The sequence below is a fragment of the Kitasatospora kazusensis genome, assembly GCF_039529945.1.
Lineage (GTDB): Bacteria > Actinomycetota > Actinomycetes > Streptomycetales > Streptomycetaceae > Kitasatospora > Kitasatospora kazusensis.
Genome location: NZ_BAAANT010000008.1, coordinates 190,539 through 217,477 on the forward strand (window position 1 = coordinate 190,539; position 26,939 = coordinate 217,477).

The 26,939-nt window shown below is 74.2% G+C and carries 22 protein-coding genes and 1 pseudogene; 7 read left to right on the top strand and 16 right to left on the bottom strand.

The genetic code is table 11. The annotated features are described in order from the left end of the window. Nucleotides 1-4: 4 nt before the first annotated feature. From ABD330_RS09900 to ABD330_RS09940, 9 genes are all read right to left on the bottom strand, one after another. Complete coding sequence (locus ABD330_RS09900; protein ID WP_344463037.1) at nt 5-589, bottom strand: CGNR zinc finger domain-containing protein; 585 nt, start codon at nt 587-589, stop codon at nt 5-7. 116 nt (nt 590-705) lie between these two features. Then, a complete protein-coding gene (locus tag ABD330_RS09905) occupies nt 706-2,004 on the bottom strand; it encodes an MFS transporter (protein WP_344463039.1) in 1,299 nt (432 codons plus the stop codon). Between the two features lie 62 nt (nt 2,005-2,066). Further along, the gene (locus ABD330_RS09910; protein WP_344463041.1) at nt 2,067-2,528 is read right to left on the bottom strand and encodes a cupin domain-containing protein; all 462 of its coding nucleotides are present in this window, start codon (nt 2,526-2,528) and stop codon (nt 2,067-2,069) included. Between the two features lie 203 nt (nt 2,529-2,731). Then, nucleotides 2,732-4,348 (bottom strand): acetate--CoA ligase, encoded by a 1,617-nt coding sequence (locus ABD330_RS09915; protein WP_344463043.1) that lies wholly within the window; start codon nt 4,346-4,348, stop codon nt 2,732-2,734. Further along, nucleotides 4,345-7,551: an FAD/NAD(P)-binding protein gene (locus ABD330_RS09920; protein WP_344463045.1), complete on the bottom strand. Its 3,207-nt coding sequence runs from the start codon at nt 7,549-7,551 to the stop codon at nt 4,345-4,347. The genes ABD330_RS09915 and ABD330_RS09920 overlap by 4 nt, the downstream gene beginning before the upstream one ends. After that, nucleotides 7,548-8,012 carry a cobalamin B12-binding domain-containing protein gene (locus ABD330_RS09925; protein ID WP_344463047.1) on the bottom strand — a complete coding sequence of 155 codons (465 nt, stop codon included), beginning with the start codon at nt 8,010-8,012 and terminating at the stop codon, nt 7,548-7,550. Before ABD330_RS09925 ends, ABD330_RS09920 begins: the two co-directional genes overlap by 4 nt. Nucleotides 8,013-8,166: 154 nt before the next feature. Next, nucleotides 8,167-8,892, bottom strand: coding sequence for a sensor domain-containing protein (locus tag ABD330_RS09930; RefSeq protein WP_344463049.1), 726 nt, complete (start codon nt 8,890-8,892; stop codon nt 8,167-8,169). After that, the gene (locus tag ABD330_RS09935) at nt 8,889-9,122 is read right to left on the bottom strand and encodes a hypothetical protein (RefSeq protein WP_344463051.1); all 234 of its coding nucleotides are present in this window, start codon (nt 9,120-9,122) and stop codon (nt 8,889-8,891) included. Before ABD330_RS09935 ends, ABD330_RS09930 begins: the two co-directional genes overlap by 4 nt. A gap of 13 nt (nt 9,123-9,135) precedes the next feature. Then, nucleotides 9,136-9,459: an ArsR/SmtB family transcription factor gene (locus ABD330_RS09940; RefSeq protein WP_425555493.1), complete on the bottom strand. Its 324-nt coding sequence runs from the start codon at nt 9,457-9,459 to the stop codon at nt 9,136-9,138. A 220-nt stretch (nt 9,460-9,679) separates the two neighbouring features. On the opposite strand from ABD330_RS09940, the gene ABD330_RS09945 reads away from it, so the two are divergent. Then, on the top strand, nt 9,680-11,929 hold the full coding sequence (locus tag ABD330_RS09945) for an MMPL family transporter (protein WP_344463053.1): 2,250 nt from the start codon (nt 9,680-9,682) through the stop codon (nt 11,927-11,929). 44 nt (nt 11,930-11,973) lie between these two features. Here the strand turns inward: ABD330_RS09945 and ABD330_RS09950 are convergent, their stop codons facing one another. Continuing rightward, a complete protein-coding gene (locus ABD330_RS09950) occupies nt 11,974-13,167 on the bottom strand; it encodes a DUF7544 domain-containing protein (RefSeq protein WP_344463055.1) in 1,194 nt (397 codons plus the stop codon). A gap of 313 nt (nt 13,168-13,480) precedes the next feature. On the opposite strand from ABD330_RS09950, the pseudogene ABD330_RS09955 reads away from it, so the two are divergent. The 3 genes and pseudogenes from ABD330_RS09955 to ABD330_RS09965 all read left to right on the top strand — a co-directional run. Next, nucleotides 13,481-13,642, top strand: a pseudogene (locus tag ABD330_RS09955) (tryptophan 7-halogenase); the annotation flags it as partial. A gap of 164 nt (nt 13,643-13,806) precedes the next feature. Beyond that, a complete protein-coding gene (locus ABD330_RS09960) occupies nt 13,807-13,935 on the top strand; it encodes a hypothetical protein (protein WP_344463118.1) in 129 nt (42 codons plus the stop codon). 180 nt (nt 13,936-14,115) lie between these two features. Beyond that, nucleotides 14,116-14,772, top strand: a complete 657-nt coding sequence (locus tag ABD330_RS09965) for a hypothetical protein (protein WP_344463120.1) — start codon at nt 14,116-14,118, stop codon at nt 14,770-14,772. On the opposite strand, the gene ABD330_RS09970 is transcribed toward ABD330_RS09965, so the two are convergent. Both ABD330_RS09970 and ABD330_RS09975 read right to left on the bottom strand, forming a co-directional pair. Next, on the bottom strand, nt 14,723-15,013 hold the full coding sequence (locus ABD330_RS09970) for a hypothetical protein (RefSeq protein WP_344463057.1): 291 nt from the start codon (nt 15,011-15,013) through the stop codon (nt 14,723-14,725). The two genes, ABD330_RS09965 and ABD330_RS09970, sit on opposite strands and share 50 nt — an antisense overlap. A gap of 57 nt (nt 15,014-15,070) precedes the next feature. Beyond that, nucleotides 15,071-18,169, bottom strand: coding sequence for an AfsR/SARP family transcriptional regulator (locus ABD330_RS09975; RefSeq protein ID WP_344463059.1), 3,099 nt, complete (start codon nt 18,167-18,169; stop codon nt 15,071-15,073). 551 nt (nt 18,170-18,720) lie between these two features. Here ABD330_RS09975 and ABD330_RS09980 point away from each other — a divergent pair. Then, nucleotides 18,721-19,404, top strand: a complete 684-nt coding sequence (locus tag ABD330_RS09980) for a 4'-phosphopantetheinyl transferase family protein (RefSeq protein WP_344463061.1) — start codon at nt 18,721-18,723, stop codon at nt 19,402-19,404. A 96-nt stretch (nt 19,405-19,500) separates the two neighbouring features. Here the strand turns inward: ABD330_RS09980 and ABD330_RS09985 are convergent, their stop codons facing one another. After that, nucleotides 19,501-21,018, bottom strand: a complete 1,518-nt coding sequence (locus ABD330_RS09985) for an MFS transporter (protein ID WP_344463063.1) — start codon at nt 21,016-21,018, stop codon at nt 19,501-19,503. Nucleotides 21,019-21,112: 94 nt separating this feature from the next. Between ABD330_RS09985 and ABD330_RS09990 the strand changes: the two genes are divergently transcribed. Beyond that, the gene (locus ABD330_RS09990; RefSeq protein ID WP_344463065.1) at nt 21,113-22,069 is read left to right on the top strand and encodes a helix-turn-helix transcriptional regulator; all 957 of its coding nucleotides are present in this window, start codon (nt 21,113-21,115) and stop codon (nt 22,067-22,069) included. A 306-nt stretch (nt 22,070-22,375) separates the two neighbouring features. Further along, a complete protein-coding gene (locus ABD330_RS09995; protein ID WP_344463067.1) occupies nt 22,376-22,609 on the top strand; it encodes a hypothetical protein in 234 nt (77 codons plus the stop codon). Between the two features lie 57 nt (nt 22,610-22,666). Here ABD330_RS09995 and ABD330_RS10000 read toward each other — a convergent pair whose 3' ends face one another. The 3 genes from ABD330_RS10000 to ABD330_RS10010 form a co-directional block, all read right to left on the bottom strand. Then, entirely contained in the window at nt 22,667-23,269 is a 603-nt protein-coding gene (locus ABD330_RS10000) for an isochorismatase family protein (RefSeq protein ID WP_344463069.1), read from the bottom strand. 84 nt (nt 23,270-23,353) lie between these two features. Next, nucleotides 23,354-24,370: a GlxA family transcriptional regulator gene (locus ABD330_RS10005; RefSeq protein WP_344463071.1), complete on the bottom strand. Its 1,017-nt coding sequence runs from the start codon at nt 24,368-24,370 to the stop codon at nt 23,354-23,356. 197 nt (nt 24,371-24,567) lie between these two features. Then, complete coding sequence (locus tag ABD330_RS10010) at nt 24,568-26,937, bottom strand: lysylphosphatidylglycerol synthase transmembrane domain-containing protein (RefSeq protein WP_344463073.1); 2,370 nt, start codon at nt 26,935-26,937, stop codon at nt 24,568-24,570. Nucleotides 26,938-26,939 lie beyond the last annotated feature (2 nt).

The window sequence follows — 26,939 nt, forward strand, 5'->3', positions numbered from 1 at the left end:
CCGGTCAGTGCGGCTCGGTCTTCCGGGCGCGGTGCGCCGCGACGTTGTGCCGGTTGCCGCAGGTCGCGGGCGAGCACCAGCGGCGCCGGTGCCCCCGGGACGCGTCCAGGTAGACGAGGTCGCAGACGGCTCCCTCGCACTCGCGCAGCAGTCCGCGTTCGGGGGAGGCGAGCAGGCGGACGGCGTCCTCGCCGACCGCCGCGAGCAGCTCCTCCAGGTGGGGCGGTGCGGCCAGCCGGCGGTGCAGCGCGCCGCTGTCGGATCTGACCAGCCGGGATCTGGGCGGGCCGGCCTGCGTGATCCGGTTGAGCCGGTCGAGGTCGTGGCCGGCCGCCGGTTCGCCGGCCAGTTCGCGGTGGATGACGCGGTGCAGGCAGGCGCGCAGTGCGACGAACGCGGCCAGCGTGGTCGCGTCGACCGTCAGCGGTTCGTCCGCCGGGACGATGCCGGTGCCGTGCAGCCAGGCGGCCAGCCGCTCCGGGCTGTCCAGCCGTTCCACCGGGTCCGGTCCGAGGTTGCCCCCCATCGTGGCGAGCAGGTCGAGGCAGACGCGGCCGGTGTCGAACCGCAGGTCGGTGCTGGTGGACACGGGGTTTCTCCTTCCGGGAGCGACGGCAGTCCGAGGGTGCCGATGGTGGCACACCGGCGGCGTCCGGGGGGAGCGGCCGGAGCGTACCGCTCCCCCCGGACGCCGGTCGGCGCGGGTCAGGCGGCCTTCGGCTCGCGCGGCATGATCAGCGCGGAGGCCACCGCCGGCAGTGCTCCGATCAGCAGCATGACCATCGGCCAGGAGGAGCCGGAGAGCACCAGCGGGATCAGCAGCGGGGTGACGAAGGCCCCGCCGAACACCAGGGTGTTCTCCAGGCCGAGCGCGGTTCCGGCCCGCTCCGGGCCGGCCATGGTGGCGATCTCGGCGTAGTGGACCCCGTGCCAGCCGCAGGCCAGGATGCCGGAGACCACGAGCAGCCCGGCGACCACCCAGCTCGGGGCGGACTCGAAGAGCGCGATGCCGGTGAACCCGGCGGCGATCACCCAGCTGTAGACCGTGACCAGGGTGCGGCGGTTGCGTCCGCCGCGCCGGTCGGTCCAGCGCCCGCCCCACACCCGGGAGACCGCGCTCAGCACCTGGACGATCACCAGCAGGACGGCGATGGTGCCCAGCGGCACGTGCTTGACGGTGTGCAGGAACACCGAGCCGAAGGTCAGCACGGTGAACTGCGGCAGGTCGAGCAGGAAGGCGGTGATGGCGATCCGCCAGATGTCCCAGCGCTTCAGCGGGCTGCGCGGCAGTGCGGCGGCCCGGCTCCCGGAGGGGGTCTTCGCGAGCGGGGGCTCGTCCAGCCAGCGGATCACGGCGAGCGTGGCGAGCAGGGAGAAGGCCGTGAGGAAGCCGAAGACCCAGCGGAATCCGCCGCCCATGGCGAGCGGCGGGAGCACGGCCGCGCCGATCGCCCCGCCCGCCGGAACGGCGGCGACCCGCAGGCTGATGGCGAATCCCCGCTTCTCGACCGGGAACCAGCCCATCACGGCCCGGCCGGAGGCCCCGTTGACGCTGCCGCCCAGTGCGCCGGTCAGGAACAGCATCACGGCCAGCACCAGGTAGGACGGGACCCTGCCGTGGTCGGGGACGAGGAACGCGGTCACGGCGGCGAGGGCGAGCGTGGTGCCGGTCAGGCCGGTGATCAGCACCTTCCGCTCGCCGACCCGGTCCGACATGATCCCCCAGAACACGTCGGTGATGAACGCGCCGCAGGTGACGGCCGCCAGGACGAGTCCTAACTGCGAGGCGGACAGGTGGTAAGCGGACTGGAGCTGCGAACCCGAGGTCGGGATGCCCTGGAAGGCGGCGCTGAAGGCCGCCTGGGCGAGGATCCCGATGCCGAGGATGCCCCACTTGTAGTTCGGCGAGTGCGCCTTGCCGGACTGCCCGACGAGCGGACCGGTGGCCGTGGCGCCGGCGGCGGCGGGTTGCGTACGGGGCTGGGTGGTGACTTGTTCGGACACGGGGGCCTCCTTGAGGCGTCAGGGCACGGGGCGGGGCGGGGCCGGGCCAGGGCGGGGCCGGTTCAGGGCCGGGTCGGCGCGCCGGTCAGGGCCAGGTCCGCGTCGGGGGACTCGCCCGGGAGCAGTGCGACGGTGCGCTTCTCGCGGACCACCAGGAGCCGGCAGCCGTCCGGGCTGGTGACCCGGTGCACGCTGTCCGGGCGTTCGACCACGAGCGTGCCCGGCCGGTAGCGGTCGCCGTTGTCGTTGACCAGCTCGCCGTCCAGGACCAGCATCAGTTCGAAGCCGAGGTGGCGGTGCAGGTCGCCGTGGGCGCCCGGGCGGAAGTGCGCGATGTACGCCTCCGCGCCGTCGGGCCCGGTCTCCCGGCCGCTGTAGAGCCAGTGGACGTCGACGGCCTCGCGGCCGGGCTGGACGTAGGGCTGCCAGCTGATCCGGCCGTCCGTGAGGCCGTCGCCGAACAGGTCGGTGAGCACCTCGACCTCACGCCGCTGGGGGGTGTGGGCCGGTACTGAGGGGGACATGGCGCTCCTTCGTGAGTAAGAGGTCAGAACTCTTACCTCTGGGCAGGTGTGTAATACGTCAGAGTCATTACATAGAGCGTGGCGGCCGTCCGCCGCCGGCGCAACCCCTCCGTCGGCGGACGGCAACGGTGTTCGGGAATCGTGAACCGGTCTTGCGACCGGACCTCGCCGGGCTTGCACCCCGGGCCCCGGCCCGGCGGACCTCAGGCCGTCAGCGCGGCGCGGCGGACCTTGCCGGAGGCGGTGCGCTGCAACCGGTCGGTGAACGCCACGCTGTGCACCCGCAGCGCCGGGCTGACCCGGGCGTCGACGTGGCGCAACAGGTCGGCGGCGCTCACCGTCCGGCCGGGCACGGTCTCCACCACGGCGTGCGGGGCCTGGCCCAGGGTGGGATGCGCGGTGGGCACGACCGCGGCCTCGCGCACCGCCGGGTGCGAGCGCAGCACGGCCTCCAGCTCGTACGGCGAGATCCGGTGGCCGCCCGACTTGAACACGTCGTCCGAGCGGCCCAGCACCCGCAGGTAGCCGTCCGGCCCGACCTCGCCGACGTCCCCGGTGCGGTACCGCCCGCCGCTGACCGCCCGCCGGGTGCGCTCCTCGTCGCCGTCGTAGCCGGCCATCAGGCCGACCGGCGCGCCGCTCAGGTCCACGCAGATGGCGCCGTCCTCGACCACGACGTCCCAGCCGGGCAGCGGCCTGCCCAGCCATCCCGGCCTGCGCCGCATCCCGGGGGTGGTGCCGATCAGCGCGGTGGTCTCGGTCTGCCCGTACCCGTCCCGCACGGTCACCCGCCAGGCGGCCTCGACCGCGTCGGCGACCTCGGCCGGCAGCGGTTCGCCCGCGCTGGTGGCCTCGCGCAGCCGTGGGGCGGCGGCGCCCAGGTGGTCGACCAGCTGCGCCCAGTACGAGGGCGGGGCGCAGAGGCTGGTCACCTCGCGCGCCGCCAGCAGCCCGGGCAGCCGCGCGGGGGCGATGCCGCCCTCCGGGGGTACCACCAGGGTGGCCGCCGCCGCGAACGGTACGAAGAAGCTGGACCAGGAGTGCTTCGCCCAGCCGGGCGCGGAGAAGTTCAGGTGCCGGTCGCCGGGCAGCAGCCCGTTGAAGTACATCGACGACAGGTGCCCGACGGGGTACGAGGCGTGCGTGTGCAGGACGAGCTTGGGCGCCGAGGTGGTGCCGGAGGTGAAGTACCCGAAGGCCGGGTCGGTGGACGGTGTCGCGGCCACCGGCAGGAACGGGCCGGGTGCCTGCCGCGAGGCGCGGTGGTCGAGCCAGCCGGCCACCGGCGGGCCGACCGCGATCCGGGTGCTCAGCTCGGCGCCGTCGAACAGGGCGGTGGTGTCACTGCGGGCGACCAGGTGCCGCACGCCGCCGCGGCCGAGGCGGTCGGCCGCCTCGGCGCGGGTCAGCGAGGTGTAGACGGGGATGACGACAGCGCCGATCTTCAGGCAGGCCAGGACGGTCTCCCAGAGCTCGGCCTGCTGGCCGAGCACGACCATCACCCGCTCGCCCCGGCGGACCCCGAGCCCGGTCAGCCAGTTCGCCAGCCGGTCGGAGCGGGCCGACAGCTCCTGGTACGAGACCCGGTCGGCCGAGCCGTCGTCCCGGAGCAGTTCCAGGGCGGGCTGCGGGTTGCCGTCCGCGATGACGTCGAACCACTCCAGCGCCCAGTTGAAGGCCGCCGGCCGGGGCCAGGCGAACGCCGCCCGCGCCGCGTCCAGGTCGGTGCGCAGCTCCAGCAGCAGGTCGCGCTGGCGGGCGAAGGCCTGGTGGGCCTCGGTGCGGCGCAGCCGCCACCGGGCCTCGGGTCGGGGGGTCATCGGCGTTCTCCTTCCAGGGCGGGGAGCCGCGAGCGGTCGGCCGCCCCGGCGAGGGCGTCCGCGGCGATGGCGTCGGCGTCCGAGGTGAACTGCGTCCACGGGCCCGGCCGGGTGGAGCCGACCTGCATGAACCAGCGCCGCCCCTCGGTGGGGATGCCCAGCACGTACAGCCCGTCCACGGGGGAGCCGGCCAGGTCGACCGGGCGGTACGGCGCGGTGGTGACCGCCACCCCGCCGGCACCGGACGGCCCGTCGTCTGCCGGATCGACGGCGGGCACCCAGATCCCGGCCGCGGTGAGCTGGCGGGTCAGCGGCGCGGGGTCGCGGCCGAGGTCCGTCCCGGGGATGCGGGCGTCGATCAGCGTGCCGCACACCCGCAGACTCTCCGCCACCTGCGGGGAGTCCACCGTGAACGCCCCGGTGGCCGGGTCGGCCGCGAACCGGGCCGAGGGGCCGACGACGTCCAGGACCCCGGCGGCCATCAGGGCCAGCAGCTGCTCCAGCCGCTCCACCGGCGGCCCGGCGGCCAGGAAGGAGCTCAGCGGAGCGAACCGGCCGAGGAAGTCGCGCCGGTGCGACCGGGCGGTGAGGCCGCCGTAGTCCACCGCGAGCCGGATCGTCCCCCGCACGTCGCGCAGCACGTCCAGGGCGGCCTTGAGCGGACCGTGCCGGTTGCCCAGCCGGGCCTGGGCGATGTCCGCCGCCAGCAGCCCGGTCAGCCGGGCGGTGAACTCCTCGGGCCCGGTGAAGTCCAGGCCGGCGAAGGGACGGGCCAGCCGGTCGACGTCCAGCCGGTCCGGCTCCGCCACGCCGAACCGCGCGGCCGTGTCGCGGGCGATCCGCTCGGCGTCGGTGGCGCCCTCGGCGAGGATCTGCGCGGTGGCCGCGTCGAGACAGCGCTGCTCGGCCTCGCCGCCGTAGCGGGCCCGGACGGCGGTGGCGTAGTACACCAGCTGGACTTCGGCGTTCAACCACGGCCAGACGTCGTCGCGGAAGTCCAGCGGGCCGCCCCGGCGCAGCGCGGTGATCCGCTCGGGGGTGAACAGCCGGGCCCGGTAGCGCCAGTCGGGCCGCTTCTGGTTGAGCCCGCGGGCGGGCATCGGCACCCCGGACCGGGACCCCGCGACCAGCTCGGGCTCCCGGCCGGAGGGCAGGTAGCGCAGACCGCCGCGCCCGTCCGCCTCGAAGCGCCCGCCGCGGCCGGTGGTGAGCGCGGCGACGACGTCGTAGAAGGAGAGCCCGAGGCCCAGGACGGCGACCCGGCTGCCGGGCGCGATCGTCTCCAGCGGCATGTCGGCCGCACTGTCGCCGCGGATGTAGCGGGCGCCGGGGTGCGCCGCGCCGAAGGCCGCCAGTTCGGCCTGCTCACCGGAGAGTTCGGTCACCGGGTGGCCGGTGGCCAGCACCACCCGGTCCGTCCGCAGGGCCCCGCCCCCGGCGAGCGTGAGCCGCCAGCCCTGGTCCTCCCACTCCACCGCGGTGACCTCGTCCGCGACCCGGCGCAGCGTCGCGTTGCCGGGCAGCGAGGACTCCACCGCGTCCAGGTAGAAGCCCAGGTAGCGCCCGTAGAGCGCGCGCGGGGCGTACGAGTTCGGGCCGGGGTAGTCGGGATCGGTGCTCGCCCACCACTCGCCCAGCGAGGGTCCGGCGCCGGCCCGGGCGGGGCCGTCGTCCGAGGGGCCGGAGAACATCGTCACCTCCCCGCAGGCCGTGTTCATCAGGAACGAGCCGTCCTGGTCGGTGCGCCAGATCCGCCCGGCGCCGACCTCCGCCTTGTCGATGACGCTGATCTCGACCGCACGCTCGGGCTGTTCGGCGGCCAGCCGGGCCGACAGCCGCTCGGCCACGGCGAGACCGCGCGGGCCCGAGCCGACCACCGCGATCCGGTACGGGCTCCCGCCCCGGGCGAGGGCGCCGGCCCGGTCGTGGGCCTCGGCGGTGTGGCGCAGCATCCCCAGCAGGCGGGTGGAGGTGACCGCCGGCCGGGCGGCGGCCCGGGCGGGCAGCGGCATCGCGCCGGTCTTCGCCCATACCAGCCTGCCGTCCTCGTCGATGGCGCCCTGCGCGGCCCCCGCGTTGTCGCGGTGCAGGCAGAACGGCACGTCCAGCACCCCGGCGGCGAAGGCCTTCCGCAGCGCGGTACCCGGGTCCGGGTCGCCGGCCAGCACGGCCTGGATCAGGGCGGACGCCTCGGTGTAGACGGTGCCGTAGTCCACCTGCCGGGCCCACGGGAGGGCGCACTCGTCCGAGCGGGCGTGCCGGCCCAGGTCCGCCACGCGCTCCAGGGCGGTGATGTTCTCCGCGACGGTGGGGATCCGGTGCGCCTCGGCGGCGGTCTTGACGATCAGCCGCTCGGCCCCGCCGCGCACCGCGATCTGCGCGGACATGTCCAGCAGCAGCTGCGCCCCGCTGTCCGTGCTCGGGTAGACGCCCATGTAGGTGTAGAGCACCACGTGCCGGGCGACCTCCTCGGGCAGGTACTCCTGCGCGAGCCGGCGCAGCGCCGCGAGCGCCTCGATGTCCTGGATCGCGTGCGTCTGCTGCGCGTACGAGAGCGAGACCGAGGTGAGGCCGCAGCGGGCGAAGAACACCGCCTCCAGCACGCTGATCGCCACCAGCAGCGAGGGCGGGCACAGCTGCCCGAGCATGCAGCCGCCGAACGTCTCCAGATGGGCCCGCATACCCCGGGCCGAGGCGGTTTCGGCGAATTGCTGCGAAGCGTCCACCCAGGCGGGAACGGCCTCCGCCAGCGGAATCCGGGAATAGGGCAGGCAGTAGGAGACCGGGCCGCCCTCGGAGGCGGAAAGGCCGGCCGCCACCATCGCCTCGAAGATGTGACCGGGCCGGGCGGATCCGTGCCGGACCTGTACCGGTATTCGGTGGCCGGTGGAATCCACCACCCGCGCGGTGGTGTGCGGGCCGTGGTTGACGATCGGGAATCCGTTCAGCGGCTTTCCGGCGGCGAGTGCCGCCCCGGCGCTCCGCATGTCCTCGACCCGGGTGTAGGAGTCGATGGTGATCGTGCCGGCGGTGCGGGCGCGCGAGGCTGCGACGGCGCTCAGGCCCGCCGCCATCTCCGCCGGGCCGGACATGCCCATCCTCGGCTGTACGACCAGCTGCGCCGCGGCCGCCGCCTGCTCCACGTAGGTCTGGAAGTCGGGCTGCCGCCCGGCCGGGCCGGTGGTGCCGATCGCGCCGGTCATGCCGCGATCCCCTCGCTGAGGGCGAGCCCGTCGGCCGAGGCCAGCCGTGCCAGCTCCCGGGTGAACTCGTCCGGGTCCGCACCCTCGGTGAAGACCGCGTTGAAACCGGCGGCGAGCAGCTCGTCCGCCAGGCCGCTGTCGGCCGCTCCCCGGATGCCGAGCTTGCCCCCGATCATCACCGGCACCCCGGCCACCGCCGGATTCCGGTCGGCCCGCAGTGCGGTGATCACCCGGAGGCCGTCGATGTGTCCGTGCCCGTTGACGGAGGAGATGACCACTGAGTCCGGTGCGTGCGTGCGGACCGCCTCGACGAGGACCTCGTCCGGCACGCAGGATCCTAAATTCACCACCTCGTAACCCAGTTCTTCCAGGAGCAGCTGGAGGAACACCAGATTCCAGGTGTGGGAATCCGAGGACACGGTGGACAGGACGATGCGTTTCTTGCGGATTTCCCTGCTCATTCGATTCCCCTGGCCTTTTGGTTCCGTGGTCGCTTTCAAGCGCTGGGCGGCTTGAACGGTTCCCATGGTTGCCCGCCGGCGGTCGGCGGAAAAGGAGGGTTCACGAAACACGAACCGGGGTTCGGGATGACCGGCGCGAACGGCCGGGCCGGTCTCAGCGGTCGGCGGGGTCGGCGGGGTCGGCGGGGGCGCCGACGCGGGCCAGCGGGCCGGGTTCGGCCAGGACGCGCCTGACCTCGGCCAGCGGGTCGGCGGGCGGGCGCAGGACGGCCCCGGCGACGGCCAGGTGGAGGCGGGCCGCGGCCACCAGCGGGTAGCAGGTGAAGGGCAGCAGGACGAGGCAGGCGGCGGCGGTGCCCAGTGCGCCGGGCAGGGTGTCGATCCGGGGCCAGAACGCGCCGGCGGACGGGTACCAGAGCGGCAGGGTGACGCCCGCGAGCGGGACCAGTACGAGCGCCAGCGCGAGCACGTCCAGGACGAGCAGCGGCGGGAAGAGCAGCACCAGGTAGGCGCAGTCGCGCAGGGCGGCCGGGTCGGTGCAGCGGGCCCGGATCCGGGCGGCCAGGCCGGGCCCGGTGGCGTCCCGGTAGGCGGCGGGGATCGGCGCGCCGAGCAGGCCGGCCCGGCCCCGCTCGACCTGGGCGCAGCCCCGGACGGTGAGGGCGGCCGCGACCAGCAGCGGCAGTCCGAAGGTGAAGAGGCTGAGGACGGCGCCCAGCAGCAGGGCCGCCGCCGAGGCCGCGAACAGGGCGGGGCCCGTCACCAGGTAGCTCGCCAGGTAGCCGGCCGCGCGCCAGGGCTCGGCCGCCCGCCAGGTCCGCAGGGGGCCCGGCCGGGTGGGCGCCCGTCCCGTCCCGGGCCGGGACGCGGCGGAGGTCACTCCACGCTCCGGAGCAGCTGCTCGACGGCCCCCACCCGGGCGTTCAGCTCGGCCAGCCGGTCGTGCAGGGCCTGCTGGTGGGCGACCGCCTCCTCGGCGAGCTTGCGGTATCCGGCCATCGCGAGAGCGTCGGCGCGGTGCCGTTGCAGGCGGAAGTGCGCCACCACGCCGGTGGTGATGCCGCCGACGACGATGAAGACGATGACGATGGCGACTATGGCACCGGTCATGTCCGGGTCCCCCTCATTTGTTCTGGCTGTCCTGGCCCGGTGCCGCCTGCGCCGCCCGGTCCTCCTCGTCCTGCCGGACGGCCGCGAGGATCGTGGCGACGTCGAGGTGGAGGTCGAACGGGGCCGACTCGAAGTACTTCAGCGCCTTGCCGTCCTCGGAGAGTTCCAGCCGCCCCACCACCAGGCCGGCGCTCTCCAGTCGCTCCAGGTGCATGTAGAGCAGCGGGCGGGAGATCCCCAGCCGCCGGGCCAGCTCGCTGACGTACATCCGGCCCTCGGCGAGCTCGGCGATGATCCGGAGGCGTTGCGCGTGCCCCACCGCGGCCAGCAGGGCCAAGAGCTCCTCGCTGTTGATGGTGCACCTCCTCCGACGCCAGGTCACAGCACCTGTCAGTCGAGACTTTCACATGAAGGGAAGGCCGGTCAAGCGCGGGCCGGACTCGCTTCTCCCGGTCGTTTCCTTCGGTTGACGGATTCGACCTACACCTGTAATTCTCCACTGACAGGTATCAGTCGGACATGACGACGGTGCGGCTGGACGGACCGAGGGGGCAGCGATGACGGAGAAGCGTTCGATCACGGTGAGGGCGGCCGGCTGGAGTGCCTCGCACCCCTGGCGGGCGATCACCGGATGGCTGGTCTTCGTGGTGCTCTGCCTCGGCGTCGGCAGCGCGGTCGGCACCCACAACGCCACCACCGAGGACTACCGGGTGGGCGAGGCCGGCCGCGCCGAGGCGATGGCGACGGCCGGGCAGTTGCAGCGCAAGCCGGTGGAGCACGTCCTGATCAGCGCCTGGTCCGGTCCGCTCGACTCCGCTTCGGCGGCGGGCGCCGCCGAGGACGTCACCGACCGGATGCGGCGGCTGCCCGAGGTCGAGCGGGTGGACCCGCCCGTCCGCTCCGCCGACGGCGGGACCCTGCTGGTCACCGTGACCATGCGGGGCCCGGAGCTGGACGGCCGCCTGCACGTCGCGCCGCTGGTCGCGCAGACCGCCGCCGTCCAGCAGCACCACCCCGGACTGCGGGTCGAGGAGACCGGCAGCCCCTCCATCAGCAAGGGTGTCGACCGGCAGCGCAGCGGCGACCTCGCACTCTCCGAGGCGATCACCCTGCCGATCACGCTGGTCACCCTGCTGGTGGTCTTCGGCTCGGTCCTCGCCGCAGGTGTGCCGCTGCTGCTCGCGCTCTCCTCGATCGCGGCCTCGATGGGGCTGGCGATGGTGGCCTCGCACGTCCTGCCGGACGCCGGGGTCGGCAACAACGTCATCCTGCTGATCGGCATGGCGGTCGGCGTGGACTACTCGCTCTTCTACCTCAAGCGCGAACGGGAGGAGCGGGCCCGCTCCGGCGGCCGGTTCGGCCCGCAGGCCGTGGTGGAGGCCGCCGCGGCGACGGCCGGCCACGCGATCGTGGTCTCCGGACTCGCCGTGGTCGTCTCCACGGCCTCCCTGTACCTGGCCACGGACGTCATCTTCTCCTCGCTGGCCACCGGGACGGTCATCGTCGTCCTGGTCGCGATGACCTCCTCGCTGACCGTGCTGCCCGCGCTGCTGGCCAAGCTCGCCGACCGGGCCGAGCGCCGGGCCGTGCGCCGGCTCGCCCGCCGCGGCCGGATGCTGCTGCCCGAGCCGCCGAGGCGCAGGCGCACCGGGGCCGCCGGTGAAGGCCGGGTGTGGCGGGCCGTGCTCCGGCCCGCGAGCCGCCACCCGCTGGTCACGCTGCTCGTCTCGTCACTCGTCCTGCTCGGCCTGGCGGCGCCCGTGCTCGACCTGAAGCTGAGCGTGCTGGGCAAGGACACCTTCTCCCGCGGCATCCCGGCGATGCGCACCGACGACCGGCTGACCGCCGCCTTCCCCGACCTGCGGGTGCAGCACCAGGTCGTGGTGCGCGCCGAGCCGGCCGCCGCCGGCGCCGTGGCGGCGGCCCTGCGCGAGCTGGGCCGACGTACCCAGGCCGACCCGCTGTTCAGCCGGCAGGTGGCGCAACCGCAGGTCTCCGCGGACGGCCGGATCAGCCAACTCGTGCTCTCCGTCCCGTTCGCACCGAGCTCCGAGCAGGCCCGGCGGTCCCTGGCCGACCTGCGGCACGACCTGATACCGGCCACGGTCGGCGCGCTGCCGGGCGCCGAGGTGGCCGTGACCGGGGACGTCCCGCGCGACGCCGACTACCTCGCCCACCAGGACGCGAAACTGCCGCTGGTGATCGGCTTCCTGCTGCTGGTGACCTTCCTGATGACGGTCGTCGCGTTCCGCTCGGTGGTGATCGGGCTGGCCGGGGTCGTGCTCAACCTGCTGTCGGCGTCCGCCGCGCTCGGCCTGCTCGTCCTGGTCTTCCAGGGCGGCTGGGCGCAGGGCCTGCTGGGCCACCAGGCCACCGGGTCGATCGGCTCGCGCGTGCCGCTCTTCCTCTTCGTGATCCTCTTCGGGCTGTCGATGGACTACCAGGTCTTCGTGGTCAGCCGGATCAGGGAGGCCGCCGTGCTCGGCCTCCCCACCCGCGAGGCCGTCCTGACGGGCACGGCGGAGTCGGCCCGGGTGGTGACCAGCGCGGCGGTGGTCATGGTGACGGTCTTCGCCAGCTTCGTCTTCCTCCACCTGGCCGAGATGCGGCAGATCGGGTTCAGCCTCGCGGTGGCCGTCCTGGTGGACGCCTTCGTCATCCGGATCATGGTCCTGCCCGCGCTGCTGACCCTGCTGGGCGAGGCGAGCTGGTGGCCGTCCCGGCAGCTCGGACTGCGCCGGGCCGCCCGCACGCCCGCCCGGCGTCCCGTCGCGCCGTCCGTCGCCGGGGCGGGGAGCGGCGGCTGAACTCCGCCACCGGCCGCGCCCCGGCCGCCGTCCGGCCCCGGTGGTCACCCCTCGGTGGGGCCGGCCCCCGGGGCCGGGGTGTCGGCAGAGGGGCCGGCCGGGGGGCCGGCCGGGGCCCAGCCGGGCAGGCCGGCGGCGGTGGCGAGGGCGGGCGCGAGGTTCTCGCGGCGGATCCGGCGGTCCAGGTAGAGCAGGCCGTGGGTCAGCGGGGCGAGCGGCAGGGTGAGGGTGCTCGTCAGTGCGGAGCCGACCAGGATGCAGGCGACGAAGAAGACGATGCCGCCGCCGCTGGGCGCACCGGTCGACACGGCTCCGTCGACGTCGGTGGTGGTGGACGCGGTGCTGAACATGCCCACCGCGCCGATCACCACGAACGGCGTGGCGACCAGCTGGCCGGCGAACGAGGCGATCATGTTGACGAGGTACGGAATGCCCAGACTGCGCCACCAGGCACCGTGGTTGAGGCGCCAGGCCCGCCGGATCGCCGCGACCGGCCGGCTGTCCTCCAGCACGATCACCGGGACCACCAGTGCCAGCCGTACCTGCACGTAGGTGCCGACCAGCGCGGCGGGCACCACGAGGAGCAGGGACACCAGGATGAGGGCGGGGCCCGCGTCGAACCCGGCCAGCAGTACCGCGGGCAGCAGCGAGACCACCAGGATCCCCAGGCCGCCCGCGCCGACCAGCAGTTGCCCGCCCAGCACGCGCCAGAGGTAGCGCGCCGACTCGGTACGGATCTGGCGCGCCGTCACCCGCCGGCCGAGCGTGGCGTGCCGCAGCACCCCGGTGCTGGTGGTGGCCGCCACGGTGGAGAGCGCGAGGGAGCAGAGGGCCAGCAGGAGCAGGCCGCCGGCCAGCAGCGCCACGATGGTGAGGCGCTGCGCGTCGGTCGGTTGGTAGTCCGGCTGGGCCCGGAGATCGTCGATGAGGCCCTGCAGCGAGAGGTAGCCGACGACCCCGTAGCCGCCCAGCAGCACCAGCGCGCCCAGCACCACGCCGAGCAGCGGGAGGTAGAGCGCCGCGAGGTTGTGCCTGAGGGTGTCGAAGACGCCGCGCAGGATCTCGGCGATACCGAGCGGGGCCAGCGGCACCACGCCGGGCTTGGGCGGCGGCGGGGGCTGGTAGCCCCAGCCCGGCCACGGCGGTGCCTGTCGGCCGGCCGGCCCGGGGGCCGGGGCCGGGGCCGGGGCTTCCGCCCAGACGGGCTCCGGCTGCGGGCCTATCTCGTCACTGCTCATCGCTGTCTCCCCCTGTACCGCTCCGCGTTGGCACCGCAGAGCGTACGGGAGCCCGCCCACTCACTGATCAGCGGCCCAGCCACTCCCACGCCCCTTCCGCGCCCCCTTCCGCGCCCCCTCTCGCGCCCCTCGCAGGGCCCCTTCGCAGGGCCCCACGAAACGGCCGCGCCGGGCCGGAACGCCGCCGATAACGAAGGGAAAACGGGCCTGGCTAATTTCTGTCTCACGGATCGACAGCAGCGGGCGGAGCACCAGGCCGTGCATCCCGTCGCCAGAGCCAGTGCCCCAACACCCGAGTCGCAGGAGACCCACAGTGATCAAGTCGGTTGTCATCGTCGGTGGTGGTACCTCCGGTTGGATGAGTGCCACCTACCTCAAGGCCGCGTTCGGAGACCGGATCGACGTCACGCTCGTCGAGTCGAACCGCGTTTCGAGCATCGGTGTCGGCGAAGCCACCTTCAGCACCGTCCGCCACGGTGCTGTGCGTCCGGTCGGCCCTCGCCCGGCTGGTGAGCCGGACCGGGCAGCGCCCGGGCGGCGAGCTGCTGCTGCCGCCGATCCTGCTGGCCGGGGCGCTCGGGTACGCGGCGCTGACCCAGCTGATCGGGCTGCACCCAGTGATCGGGGCGTTCGCCTTCGGTGCCGCACGGCCACGCCCCCATCGAGCGGATCCGGCACCCGAACGAGCTGCCCGAGACGGTCTCCGCCGGACCGGGTCACCCGCAACTGGCCGTGCTGGCAGCCGTACTGGAGTCGGCAGCGGCCTGAGACCCCGTCGCGTCGGACCAGCGGCGCGGGGGCTGCGCGAGGCGGTGGTGCCGCGTCGTACCCACCGGATTCGCGCAGTCCCCGCGCCTCTGGGTGGGCCCTCTCGGTCGGGCCGACACCGAAAGACCGAAACGCGGGGCCGGCAGACGGTTCGGCCCGGAAACCAGGAGGTACACAACCGTGGTGCAGACATTTCAACGAGCCGAGCAGGCCGACCGCGCCGAGCAGGGCCACCAGGCCCCTGCTCGGCTCAGTGCTGAGGCGGCGCAGGTGACCGGCGTCGGCGGCCGGGTGAAGCGGTTCCTGCTCACCCCGTTCCGGGCCGACACCTGGCGGCGGATGCTGCACGCGCTCGTCGCGCCGCTGGGGCTGCTCTGGATGTTCGCCTCGATCAGTGCGATGGGTGCCGGCCACAAGCACAACGCCGGGCTGCCGGCCCTGCTGGCCGTGCTGGGCCTCGGGGCGCTGGCCGTCTGGTTCGGTCCGTGGTTCGAACTGGCCCGGGTTCGCTGGTTCCTGGGGCACCGGGTGGCGCCCGCCCAGGGCGGCACCGGGATCGGCCGCCGGATCGGCTTCTTCTTCACCAACATGGCGGTGAGCGGGCTGGCGTTCGTCCTGGTGCTGGGGACGGCCATCATCGGCGGCCGCAATCTCAGCTACCCGATCTGGGGCTGGCGCCCCTACCCCGACCCCGACTGGGGCGGCCCGACTCCGGTCGGCGCCGTGGCCGTGCACTTCGCGGCCGGCGTCGCCGCCGCGCTGCTCTTCCCGTGGCTGGTGGTCGCGCTCACCAAGGTGCACACCCGCCTGGTGCACCGGATGCTCGGCGAGCGCTGAGCGACCCCGCCCGGTACGTCCGCAGCCGGGACACCAGCGGCTCGGCCCGCAGCTGCTCCTGGCCGGCGGCGGCCCGCTCACAGGGCTGGTGCGGCGGCGCCAACTGCGCCAGCGGCACCGGCTGCCCGGCCAGCTCGCCGCGCGAGCGGGTGGTGGAGTGCCAGAGCAGTCCGAAGACCACCAGGATGGTGCTGCTCAGCATCACGGCGCTGGCAATGATCGCGCTGGCGGCCTCGCCCACGGTGGTCGTCCTCTCTCGGCTGTCCCACCGCCCGTTCACGGCGGCTCGGCCTTGACGCTACGCAGTGGGGGCGGTCCGCACAATGTGGGTTAACTCCCACTCGGGGTGGGGGTTTTCCTCCATTTCCGGATCCACCGGATCCGGATCTGACGGATCGTCCGACGTGCTCCCGGTGACGGCCAGTTCCGCGTCGACCTGCTGCTCCCAGAGCGGCGAGCCGACCTGCCGGAAGATCTCCCGGGCCGTCTCCAGCGACCGCCGGGCCTGCCCCGGACGGGCCAGCCGCTGGAGGCTGCGGCCGAGCGCCAGGTTGACCCGGCCCTCCACCATCGGGTCGTCCAGCCGCTGCACCAGCGCCAGCGACTCCAGCAGGGTCACCTCCGCCCGGTCCGCGAGCCCGCTGCCCAGCTGGGTCTCGCCCAGCCCGAGCAGCGCGTGCACCTCGCCGCGGCTGTCCCGCTTCTCGCGCACGATCCGCAGCACCTCGCGGTAGGTCTCCTCCGCGAGTTCGAAGCGCTCCTGGCTGAGGTAGGCACCGGCCAGCCGGTTGAGCGTCTGGGCCTTCCCACGGGTTTCGCCGATGGTCTCGGCCAGCCGGACGGCCTCCAGCGAGAGCCGGACGGCGGAGTCCTGCCGCCCGAGCTCCAGCTCGATCTGGGCCATCTGGTTCAGCGCGTGCGCCTCGACCGAGGTGTCACCGGCCGCCCGCAGGGCCGGACGGGCCTCCTCCAGCCGCTCCATCGCCAGCCCCAGATCCCCCCGGAGCCGGTCGATGATCGCCATGTTGCGCAGCGCCAGTGCCCGCCCGTGCGGCTCGCCGACCTCCTCGAACAGCTCGATCGCGGTGGTGAACAGCGGAGCCGCCTGGTCGAAGCGCCGCTGGTACATCTTCAGCGCCGCCAGCTCGGCGCACATCGCCGCCTCACCGCGCCGGTTGCCGGCCCGCCGGGTGGCCTCCAGCGCCCGTTCGCTGCAGAGCTGCCAGTCCTCGTGGTAGCTCCGGGTCTCGAACAGGATCAGGCTCGACGTCGTCAGGTCCCAGGCGATCTCGTCCATGTCCTGCTTGCAGGCCTGGCCGATCGCCGCGACCAGCGCGGGCCGTTCGGCCTCCAGCCAGTCCAGCGGGACGGTCAGCAGTTCGTCGACCAGGTCCTCGTCCAGGTGGAGCCGTTCGGCGGTGCCGTGGATGATCGAGAAGTCGCCGCCGTACTCGCGGCGGTGCGCCTGCTCGGTCAGCGTCAGCCAGCCCCGGAAGGCCCGGTCGAGCGAGTCCCGCTGGTCGGTGCCGGACTCCTCCGTACCGGCCCGCTCGCGCGCGTAGAGGCGCAGCAGGTTCTGGAACCGGTACCGCAGCACCCCCGTCGCGCTGATGCTCACCGCCTCCAGCAGCTGGGCCTCGACCAGCTGCTCCATCAGGTCCTCGGCGTCCAGCAGCGGGATGTCCAGCACGGCGGCGCCGACCCAGGCGCTGAAGTCGGGCACGTCGAGCAGGCCGAGGCGCCGGTACAGCTGCGCCGCGTCGGCGGGCAGGTAGCGGTAGCTCAGCCCGAAGCTGGCCCGGACCTCCAGTTCGCCCGCGCTCAGCTCGTCCAGCCGGCGGCGTTCGTCGGCCAGCCGGGTCACCAGGTGGCGGACCGTCCAGTGCGGCTTGGAGGCCAGCCGGGCGGCCGCGATCCGCAGCGCGAGCGGCAGGTGGTCGCAGAGCCAGCCGAGCTTGCGGGCGCCCGCCTCGTCCCGGGCGATCCGCTCCGGCCCGGCGATCCGTCCGAGCAGTTCCAGCGACTCCAGCTCGGGCAGCACCCCGAGGTTGACCCGGACGCCGCCGTGACCGACCGCCAGGTGGTCCTGCTGCTCCCGGCTGGTGACCAGGACGCAGCACCGGCCGTTGCCCGGCAGCAGGTCGCGGATCTGGCCGAAGGTGCGGGCGTCGTCCAGCACCACCAGCACCCGGCGGTCGGCCAGGATGCTCCGGTACATCGCGGCCCGCTCGCCCTGGTCGGCCGGGATCTGCTCGCCGGGCACGCCGAGCGAGCGCAGGAAGCGCCGGAGCACCGCGCCGGCGGTGACCGGCTCCTGGTGTTCGTCGTGCCCGCGCAGGTCGGCGTAGAGCTGGCCGTCGGGGAAGGCGTCGGCGGCCCGGTGGGCCCAGTGCACCACCAGGCCGGTCTTGCCGACCCCGGCGACCCCGGTCACGAAGCCCAGCGCCGGGGGTTCCTCCCGGGACCGGTCGGCGAGCAGCCCGTCCAGGGTCGCCAGCTCCTCGCCCCGGCCGACGAAGGCGGGGATGTTGGGCGGCAGCTGCGCGGCCACCACCCGCACCTCGGGCTCGTCCTGGCCCTCGGCCGCCGCCGGGGCGGTGGCGGCCGGCGGCGCGGGCGCGGTCAGCTCGGGCGCGTCCCGCAGGATCGCGGCGTGCAGCCGCTGGGTCTCGGGGCCCGGCTCCAGCCCGAGTTCGTCGATCAGCCGGCGGCGGCCCTCGCGGAAGGTCTCGGTGGCCTCGGCCCGCCGCCCCGAGCGGTACTGGGCCAGCATCAGGTTCTGCCGCAGCTGCTCGCGCAGCGGGTTCTCCCGGACCACCGCCACCAGCCGGGGGATCATTTCCTGGTGCCGTCCGAGGACGAGCTCCATCCCCGTCCACGCCTCGTAGACGCTCAGCCGCTGCTCCTCCAGCCGGGCGGCCTCCTCCTCCAGTTCCCGTCCGTTGACCCCGGCCAGCGCGGGCCCGCGCCACAGGGCGAGTGCCTGGCCGTACTGCTCGGCGGCCTCGGCCGGGGTGCCCTGCCGGGCGGCGGCCGCCCGCTCGGCCAGTCCGGCGAAGTCCCGGACGTCCAGCCGGCACCCGTCCGTCTGGAGCCGGTAGCCGGGGTGGACGGTCTCGATCAGGCCGTCCTCGCGCCCGGCGGCCTTGAAGGCCTTGCGCAGGGCGGCGACACAGATCGCCACCTGGGTCCGCGCGGTGCTCGGCTGCCGGCCGTCCCAGACCTCCTCGACCAGGCTGTCCACCGAGACCACCTGGCCCCAGGCGAGCAGCAGCCTCGCCAGGATGGTGCGCTGGCGAGGCCCTCCCACCGCTATCTCCTGCCCGCCGGCGGTGGCGGTCAGCGGACCCAGCAGGCCGAATTCGAACCGTACTTCGTCAGGTTCACTAGCGCTCATGCATACCTCTCCCCGTTCCCCCGCGTATGTCACGACTGCGTGTCAGGCAGCAGTCGGCAACGCTACTACGTGAGCCCCCCCGCATTTGTAGGAATATACGATTCTTCAACTACTTGTGCACACTCCTGAATCACTACGTTCCGTATTCTCATCCGCACCTTCGGTGCCGCCTCGGCCGACCGGCCCCACCTGGGCGAATCGTCCATATACCGGCGCTTCGTAAACCGGAAGCCCGCTGTCATCGGGGTGGAATTCGGGCGGATCCGAAAGCCTTCGATTCGAAGGCGGGCCGGACCCGCGCAATGCGGCACCGGACGGGCCCGGCACCCTTACCACGCCGCCCGCGGCCGGACGGGCCGTCCCGGCCGACTCGCGGGAGCCGGCACGAAGCTGCCCCGGACCGCCGCGCGACGACCGGGGGAGTGAGATCGTTCAGGGCGGCCCGGGGCCGCCCGTACCGGTTGGGTAGGGTTTCCGACGCGTCCAGGACCGCTCCGAGGCAGGGGCGGGGCCCGGCGCGGGTGTCTGGGAGAGGGCAGGGAATGGACGACATGACGGACCGACGGGGTGGTCCGCTTGTGATGGTCGCGGCCAACGCCGACGTGCTCGGGCACCCGGAGACGGACCGGTTCACGCTCACCGACGTCGAGTCGGAGCGGGCCGCCCGCTTCCGGCACGAGGAGGACCGCCGCAACTTCGTCGCCGCGCACCTGCTGGTACGGCTCTGCGCCGAGCGCCTGCTCGGCCGGCCCGGCCCGATGACCCTGGCCCAGTACTGCCCCGACTGCGGGCTGCCCGGCCACGGCAAGCCCTACCTGCCGGAGCACCCCGACATCCACATCAGCCTTTCGCACACCCGCGGCGCGGTGGCCGCCGCCGCCGGCTACGGCCCGGTCGGCGTCGACGTCGAGCTGCCGCAGCGCGGCGGCACCGACCCGGGGGTGCTGCAGCGCGTGCTCACCGAGGCCGAGCGCCGGCAGGTGGAGCGCCACCCCGATCCGGCGTACGCGTTCCTGCGGCAGTGGGTCCGCAAGGAGGCGCTGATCAAGATAGGCCGGGTCACCCTCGACACCATGGGCGGCACGGACCTCTCCGCCCTCCCGCTCGGCGAGGCCCACGGCGCCCCGCTGCGCAGCCGCCTCGACGACCTGCACTTCCTCGACTGGGCCGACGAGCGCCTCGGCGCCACCGTGGTCGTGGTCGGCACCGCCCCGCCACAGCTCGTCGCCCACTGACCGGGGGTGCGGGAGAGCCCCGCGCCGGCCGGGAAGGCGGCTTCGCCGCACCTTCCGACCGCGCGGGGCTCTCCCGCACCCCCGGCCTGCCCGTGGTCACCCGACCGGCACCCGCGCCGCCCGCTCCCCGGCCCCGGCAGCCGCGTCCGCGTCCGCCGTCCCGTCCGCTGCCACCGCGTCCTGCCGGGCCGCCGGCCGGGGCAGCGCGTACATCAGCACGAACACCGCCAGCAGCCCGCCGGCCACCCACCACAGCGAGTGCGTGAACGCGTCGACGAACACCGGCCCGCCGCCCCGGCGGCCCGGCTGCGCCGCGTCCACCACACCGAAGAAGGCGACCGAGGAGAGGCCGAGGCCGAGCGCGAACCCCAGCTGCTGGGTGGTGTTGATCAGCCCGGACGCCGAACCCGAGTGGTCCTGCGGCACCTCGGAGAGCACGGAGTCGGTGAGCGGCGCGACGATCAGCCCCATCCCGGCGCCCATCACGACCAGCGGCAGCGCCATCTGCCACGGGTGGACCGCCATCCCGTAGGAGTGGGCCTCCGCGAGGTAGACCAGCGTGCCGGCCGCCATCACCAGCGCCCCGCTCTGCAGCACCTTGCGTCCGTACCGGGGCACCAGCTTCTGCACCGAGACGCCCGCCGCCACCGCGACGGCGACCGAGAACGGCACGCCGGTCAGGCCGGCCCGCAGCGGGCTCCAGCCAAGGCCCAGCTGCATGTACAGGGTCCACACCAGGAAGAAGATGCCGGTGACGACGCCGAAGGTGAGCTGGACGCCGATGCCCGCCGCGAAGCTCTTCACCCGGAACAGCGACAGCTCGACCAGCGGCGAGCCGTCCCGCCGGGCCTTGGCCCGCTCGTACGCGACGAACAGGACGAACAGCGGCACGCTGCCGGCCATCGACAGGAAGCCCCAGAGCGGCCAGCCGGACTCCCGGCCCTCGGTGAGCGGGTAGAGCAGCATCAGCAGTCCGGTGGCGGCCAGTGCCATGCCGACCAGGTCGAGCTTCAGCGCCTGCGGGGCGCGGGACTCCGTCACGTACCTGCTGCCGAGGATCAGGCCGGCGACGCCGATCGGGAGGTTGACCAGGAAGATCGGCCGCCAGCCCAGCCCGAACAGGTTCCCCTCGGTGAGCACCGCGCCGAGCATCGGCCCGAGCGTGGCGCCGAGGCCGACCATCGCGCCGAACATCCCGAAGACCTTGCCGCGCTCGTGGGCCGGGAAGGTGACGTGGATGATCGAGAGCACCTGCGGCACCATCAGGGCCGCCGTCGCGCCCTGCAGGATCCTGGCGGCGACCAGCATGTCCGGGCCGGAGGCCAGCCCGCAGAGCGCCGAGGCGGCGGTGAACCCGCCTATCCCCAGCAGGAACAGCCGCTTGCGGCCGAAGATGTCGCCGAGCCGCCCGCCGGTGATCAGCCCGACGGCGAAGGCGAGCGCGTACCCGGCGGTGATCCACTGGAGCGCGCTGAAGCTCGCGCCGGTGTCGCGCTGGATGCTCGGCATCGCGATGTTGACGATCGTGACGTCGACGAGGTCCATCAGGCTGGCCGTCATCACCACGGCGAGCGCGAGCCAGCGCCGGCGATCGGAGGTGGTCGCGGATTGCATCGGGTTCTCCCGGGGGGACAGGGGGTGCGGACACCCCGAAGGTAGACCGCCAATAGGTCAGAAGCTGTCCGCTTGGTACGTCATCCTGGGAGGCATGACGGACACCCCGGCACGCCTGCTGAACCTGCTCTCGCTCCTGCAGACCCCGCGTGAATGGCCCGGCAGCGAACTGGCGGAGCGGCTGGCCGTGAGCCCCCGCACGATCCGCCGCGACGTCGAGCGGCTGCGCGACCTCGGCTACCCGGTCGAGGCGACCAGGGGATCGATCGGCGGTTACCGGCTGGTCGCGGGCGCGGCGATGCCGCCGCTGCTGCTGGACGACGAGGAGGCCGTCGCCATCGCGGTCGGGCTGCGCGCGGCGGCGGGCAACGCGGTGGAGGGGATCGAGGAGGCGTCCGTCCGGGCGCTCGCCAAGCTGGTGCAGGTGCTGCCCGCGCGGCTGCGGCACCGGGTCGGCTCGCTGAACGCGGCGACCGTCCCCCTCCAACTGGGCGGCGGGCCACGGGTCGACCCCGAGGTGCTGACGGCGCTCGCCTCGGCCGTCGCGGGCCACGAGCGGGTGCGGTTCGGCTACCGGGCGGGCGACGGCGCCGAGACCAGGCGCCTGGTCGAACCGCACCGCCTGGTCGCGGCCGGCCGGCGCTGGTACCTGGTGGCGTTCGACAACGACCGGGACGACTGGCGGATCTTCCGGGTCGACCGCATCCAGGACGCCCGGCAGACCGGCGCCCGGGTGGCCCCGCGCGAACTCCCCGCCGAGGACGCCGCCGCGTACGTGGCCGGCAAGCTGGCCAACCTCGCCCCGACCTTCCGCGCGGTGGTGACACTGCACGCGCCCCGCGAGCAGCTGGCGGACCGGCTGGGCGCGGCCGCCGCCGAACTGGAGCCGATCGACGCGGGCAGCTGCCGGCTGCACACCCGGGCCGACCGGCTGGACTGGCTGGCCGTCCGACTGGTCACCCTGGGCTGCGAGTTCGAGGTGCACGAGCCGCCGGAGCTGGCCGCCTACCTGCGCGACCTGGCGGGCCGGGCCACCCGCGGGGCGGGCTGACCCGGCGGCAACACGCCGACGGCCGGGGGACGGAGCGCCGAGCGGGGGCCCGGGTCGGATACTGCTAGTGCCGCGTCAGGCAACCTTTGCCCGTCAAGGAGCGGCGTCCGGTGCGTGCTCTCGGCGTGCCGGCCGGAAGCCCTCGTACTGGACGTACTTGGACTTTCGGCCGGTGCGGCGAGAGTGTGTGCCGGGCGTCGCGACGGGGCGAAGGTTGCCTGACGCGGCACTAGAGCCACCAGGGCCCAACGGGGCCCCAGGAGTCACCAGGGCCCGGCGGGGCTCCGAGCAGCAGGGACGGACGCCATGCGGCAGAACCCCGAGAACCCCGAATTCCCCGAGGACTACGACGACTTCGCCGAGGAGTCCCCGGCGACGGCGGAGACGGCCGACGAGGAGCGCGAACTCGGCGACCGCCCGGCCGACGGGTACGAGCAGCTCCGCGAACGCCGCTCCCTCGGCTCCGCCGCCGCCGTGAACGAGGCCGACGCCGCCGAACAGATCCGGGTGGTCGACCTCGACGAGGACGAGTACCGCTAGCGCCCCGGCCGGGAAAGGTGCACCGGGCCGGGGCACGGCCCGGGGGCGGGCGCGCTCCTAGGCGGTGAGGTCCTCCACGGTGAGCGCTATCGGACCGAACACGTCGCTGATGGTGGTCAGGGCCGCCGTCTGGAGGGCGGCGGCGGACAGGACGGTGCCGTCGGGGGCGGCCAGGCTCCGGGTGGCGGTGGCCTCGGCGACGACGGTGGGGCGGTAGCCGAGGTTGAAGGCGCCCTGGGCGGAGAAGGTGACGCACATGTGGGTCATGAAGCCGGCCAGGACCAGGTCGGTCCCGGCGCCCAGCTCGCGCAGCGTCTTCTCCAGATCGGTGCGGTGGAAGGCGTCGGGGAACTCCTTGACCACGACCGGCTCGCCGTCGACCGGGGCGACCTCGTCGCTGATGGCGCCGATCTCGGCCCGGATGTCGTACGGGGTGTTCTCGCCCCCGTCGTTGACGACGTGGATCACCGGCGTGCCGGCGGCGCGGGCGGCGGCCAGCAGGCGGGCGGCGGCCGCGAGGGCCTGCTCGGCGCCTTCGAGCGCCATGACACCGCGCCGGTAGGTGTTCTGGAAATCGATCATGATCAGGGTGCTGTCGGCCAGCCGGGGCAGCTGGTTGTCGAGCCCGATCACGTCACGCAGGCTGGTGGAGACGGTCATCGGAGAAGTCCTTTCGGAAGGGGTACGGACACGCGAAGCCGTACGCGTGCCCAGGTGCCCGCCTGCCCGGGAGGGATCAGCGGGTCAGTGGGCCGGCTGTCCGGGCCGGCCGGTGGTGCGGAAGCGGCGGCGGTAGGCCGCCGGGGTGGTACCGAGGTGCTTGCGCAGTGCCCGGTGCAGGGTCTCCACGGAGCCGAACCCGCAGCCGGCGGCGACCAGCTCCAGGCCCTGGTCGGTGCCCTCCAGGAGGCGGCGGGCCGCCTCCACCCGGGTCGCCTCGACGTAGGAGGCCGGGCTGGTGCCGGTCTCCTGCCGGAAGACCCGGGCGAAGTGCCGTTCGCTCAGGCACATCCGTCCGGCCAGCGCGGCTGCGGACAGATCGCCGTCGAGGTGCTCGGCGATGAACATCCGCAGTTCGTCGATACCCCTCCGGGCGGCGGGGGGAAGGCTCAGCGGAACCGAGAACTGGCTCTGGCCGCCCTGCCGTTTCAGGTACATCACCAGCTGCCGGGCGACCGCCAGGGCGACCTCCTCGCCCAGGTCCTCCGCCACCAGTGCCAGCGAGAGGTCCATGCAGGCGCTGATCCCGGCCCCGGTCCACACCGTCCCGGAGCGGACGAAGATCGGGTCCGGGTCCACCGTCACCGCCGGATGGTCGGCGGCCAGCTGGGCGGCCGTCGACCAGTGGGTGGTGGCCGTCCTGCCGTCCAGCAGCCCGGCCGCCGCCAGCAGGTGGGCACCGGCACAGACCGAGGCCACCCGGCGGGCCTGCGGCGCGACCGCCTTCACCCACTCCACGACGTCCCGGTCGATCCGGGCCACCGAACCGCCGGGGCCCGGGTCCACCGCGCCGGGGACGATCAGCGTGTCCAGCACCCCGGCGTTCTCGGCGAGGGTCTCGGCGAAGGAGAGGTCGGCGACCAGCCGCACGCCGGCCGAGGTGGTCACCTCGCCGCGCGAGCGGCCCACCAGTCGTACCTGGTAGGCCGCCTGACTCCCCGTTTCCCGGTTGGCCAGCGCGAAGACCTCGGCCGGGCCGGTCACGTCGAGGAGGTCGACGTCGGGGAAGACCGCGATGACGACGCGGCGGGTACTGGGCACGGAGCCATCCTCGTTGCCCTCGGCCATGGCCACAATGTCTGGTTTCTGTCATATCCGGACACGTCGGCCCGCGCCCCCGGCCTACGCCCCTGGCCCGCGCCCCGGCCCGACCGTTCGCCGGCACTGCTGCGGCGGCTGCCCGGGTCGCCTCCTCGCCCGCCCGGTTCCTCGCCCGCCCGGTTCCTCGCCCGCCCGGCTCAGAGGGCCTTCCGCCGCTGGAGCCAGGCGAACGCGGCCCAGCCGGGCAGGATCGGCAGCAGGAAGGTCAGCAGCCGGAAGAGCAGCACCGCCGCGATCGCCGCGCCCTGGTCCATCGGACCGAACTGCATCAGGCCCCCGCTCAGGAGGCTCTCGACGCCGCCCACCCCGCCCGGTGTCGGCAGGGCCGAACCGGCCGCGTTGCCGCCCAGGAAGGTCACCGCGACGGACGGGAAGCCCGGCCGTCGGCTGACCGCGAGGGTGCAGCAGTAGAGGCAGAACACCTTGGTCATCGAGACCAGCAGCTGTCCGGCGACACCGGCGGCGAGCTTGCCCGGCTGCTGGAACAGGTCCAGCAGCCGGGGCAGGATCTCGGCCCGCAGCGGGCCGAGCAGGCCCGCCAGCCGGCGGCGCACCCAGGGGACGGCGAAGGCGGACACGGCCAGCACGGCGGCGATCGCCGCTCCGGTCGCCAGGACGGCCGGGTGCAGGTTCAGCGCCGAGCCGGGGTCGCGCCCCAGCAGGGTGAAGAAGAACGCCAGCTGCAGCATGTGCAGTGCCAGCCCGATCAGCTGGGAGGCGCCGACGCTGGACAGCGCCTGCGCGGTGGGGACGCCGCTGCACTGGAGGAAACGGGTGTTCAGCGCCACTCCGCCGACCCCGCTCGGCGACACCAGGCCGGCGAACGAACCGGCCAGTTGGGCGGCCAGCGCGGGCCGGAAGCGGAGCCGCTCGGGGACGAACCCGATGAAGCCGAGCGTCGCCGCCGGGTAGCTGAGCACGGCGGCCCCGGCGGCGAGGGCCAGCCAGAGCGGGTCCGCGCCCGCGACGGCGCTGACCGGGTTGCTGCTGAACAGGAACTCCAGCAGCAGGTACCCGGCGAGCATCGCGGCGGCCACGGTGAGCACCGTGCGCGGCCGCAGCCGCTCCAGCCGGACGGGCTGCACCGGCAGCTCCGGCTGCCCGCGCAGGGCCGCCTCGCGGATGGCGCCGAGCGCTCCGGGCCGGCCCTTCAGCTCCGCGCGGGTGCACTGCGGGAGGGCGATCGGCTGGAGCAGCGGCAGCGCGGCCCGGACCGCGTCGCCCCCGAGTACCGCGATCCCGGTGGCGACGGCGCGTTCGGCGCCGACCCGCAGCGCCAGGGCCGCCAGCAGCCCGGCGATGTCCAGGCGCAGCAGCAGCTCCCCGGCGGCGATCTCGCCGTCCGCGAGGTTCACCAGGTGCACCGCGCCGTCCGGGCCGACCAGCAGCGAGTCCGAGGCGAGGGCCCGGTGCGCGATCCGGCGGCGTTGCAGCAGGAGCAGTTGCCGCCAGGCGTCGGTGAGCAGCCCGTCCGTGAGTTCCTCGTCGGCGAGGTCCGGCAGGGCCCGCCCGGGCAGGTGGCGGTAGGCGACCAGGGCGCGGCCCGGGTCGAACTCGGCGGTCGAGACCAGCTCCCGGGTGCGCACCCCGGCGGCGGTGACGGCGTACGCGAGCAGGGCCTCGTGCTCCAGGCCGGTGCGCAGCGGACGCAGGCCGCGCGGGCGCGGTGCGGTGCGCAGCCGCAGCAGCCGCCAGAGGTGGGCGAACAGGTCGGTGGCCTGGGCGTGCCGGTCCAGCAGCAGGACGTCGAGGTCCGGCCGCCCGTCGCGCTGGGTGACCAGGTAGCGGCCGGGCTCGGTCTGGCGGGCCAGCAGCGGGCGGACCCCGGCCTGGCCGAGGGTGTGCAGCAGCTGTCCGGGCGTGGGGCGGCAGGTCGGACTGCCCAGGGCGTACACGGTGGCGTGCGCCGAGGCCCAGCCGACCAGCAGCGACAGCACCAGCGAGAGCGGGGTCGCGTACCCGGTGACCAGGCCGGAGAGGCAGGCCGTCGCCAGCGTGCTGCCCAGGGCGGTCCGCCAGCGGGGCAGCCCGTACGTCCCGGTGGCCGCCATGAAGGCGAGTACGGGGGCCAGGTACCCGTACACCGGGTCGGTCCGCCCGCCGCCGGGCGTGGCGTGGGTGAGGGCGGTGAGGCCGCCGGCCGCGAGGTCGAGCCCGTAGGCGAGCCCGTACCCGAGGACGGCGGCGAGCACGCCGTCGGTGAGCCGGCGTCCGGCGCCGCGGACCAGCCGTTCGACGGTGAAGGCGAGCGGGAGGAGCAGCAGCGCGACGGCGGAGACGACCCCCACGAACCGTCCGAGCGCCCCCGGCACCAGACCGGCGCCCTGGGCCATGTCGGTCTCCAGGCCGTCGGCCATGCCGCGCGCGCCGACGGCGAGCAGCAGCGTGAGGCCGACGGCGGTGAAGCCCACCAGGCAACGGATCAGCGCGGCCGGGTGCCGGACCCGTCCGTTCTCCGGGACCACCCGTACCAGGGTCGGACTTTCGTCTTGTATCACCGTGGCCACGC

Excerpts from the sequence above, each read along its gene's own strand:
- ABD330_RS09910 (WP_344463041.1), bottom strand. The coding sequence starts at position 2,528 with ATGTCCCCCTCAGTACCGGCCCACACCCCCCAGCGGCGTGAGGTCGAG.
- ABD330_RS09915 (WP_344463043.1), bottom strand. The coding sequence starts at position 4,348 with ATGACCCCCCGACCCGAGGCCCGGTGGCGGCTGCGCCGCACCGAGGCC.
- ABD330_RS09920 (WP_344463045.1), bottom strand. The coding sequence starts at position 7,551 with ATGACCGGCGCGATCGGCACCACCGGCCCGGCCGGGCGGCAGCCCGAC.
- ABD330_RS09925 (WP_344463047.1), bottom strand. The coding sequence starts at position 8,012 with ATGAGCAGGGAAATCCGCAAGAAACGCATCGTCCTGTCCACCGTGTCC.
- ABD330_RS09935 (WP_344463051.1), bottom strand. The coding sequence starts at position 9,122 with ATGACCGGTGCCATAGTCGCCATCGTCATCGTCTTCATCGTCGTCGGC.
- ABD330_RS09945 (WP_344463053.1), top strand. The coding sequence starts at position 9,680 with ATGACGGAGAAGCGTTCGATCACGGTGAGGGCGGCCGGCTGGAGTGCC.
- ABD330_RS09950 (WP_344463055.1), bottom strand. The coding sequence starts at position 13,167 with ATGAGCAGTGACGAGATAGGCCCGCAGCCGGAGCCCGTCTGGGCGGAA.
- ABD330_RS09975 (WP_344463059.1), bottom strand. The coding sequence starts at position 18,169 with ATGAGCGCTAGTGAACCTGACGAAGTACGGTTCGAATTCGGCCTGCTG.
- ABD330_RS09980 (WP_344463061.1), top strand. The coding sequence starts at position 18,721 with ATGACGGACCGACGGGGTGGTCCGCTTGTGATGGTCGCGGCCAACGCC.
- ABD330_RS09985 (WP_344463063.1), bottom strand. The coding sequence starts at position 21,018 with ATGCAATCCGCGACCACCTCCGATCGCCGGCGCTGGCTCGCGCTCGCC.
- ABD330_RS09990 (WP_344463065.1), top strand. The coding sequence starts at position 21,113 with ATGACGGACACCCCGGCACGCCTGCTGAACCTGCTCTCGCTCCTGCAG.
- ABD330_RS09995 (WP_344463067.1), top strand. The coding sequence starts at position 22,376 with ATGCGGCAGAACCCCGAGAACCCCGAATTCCCCGAGGACTACGACGAC.
- ABD330_RS10000 (WP_344463069.1), bottom strand. The coding sequence starts at position 23,269 with ATGACCGTCTCCACCAGCCTGCGTGACGTGATCGGGCTCGACAACCAG.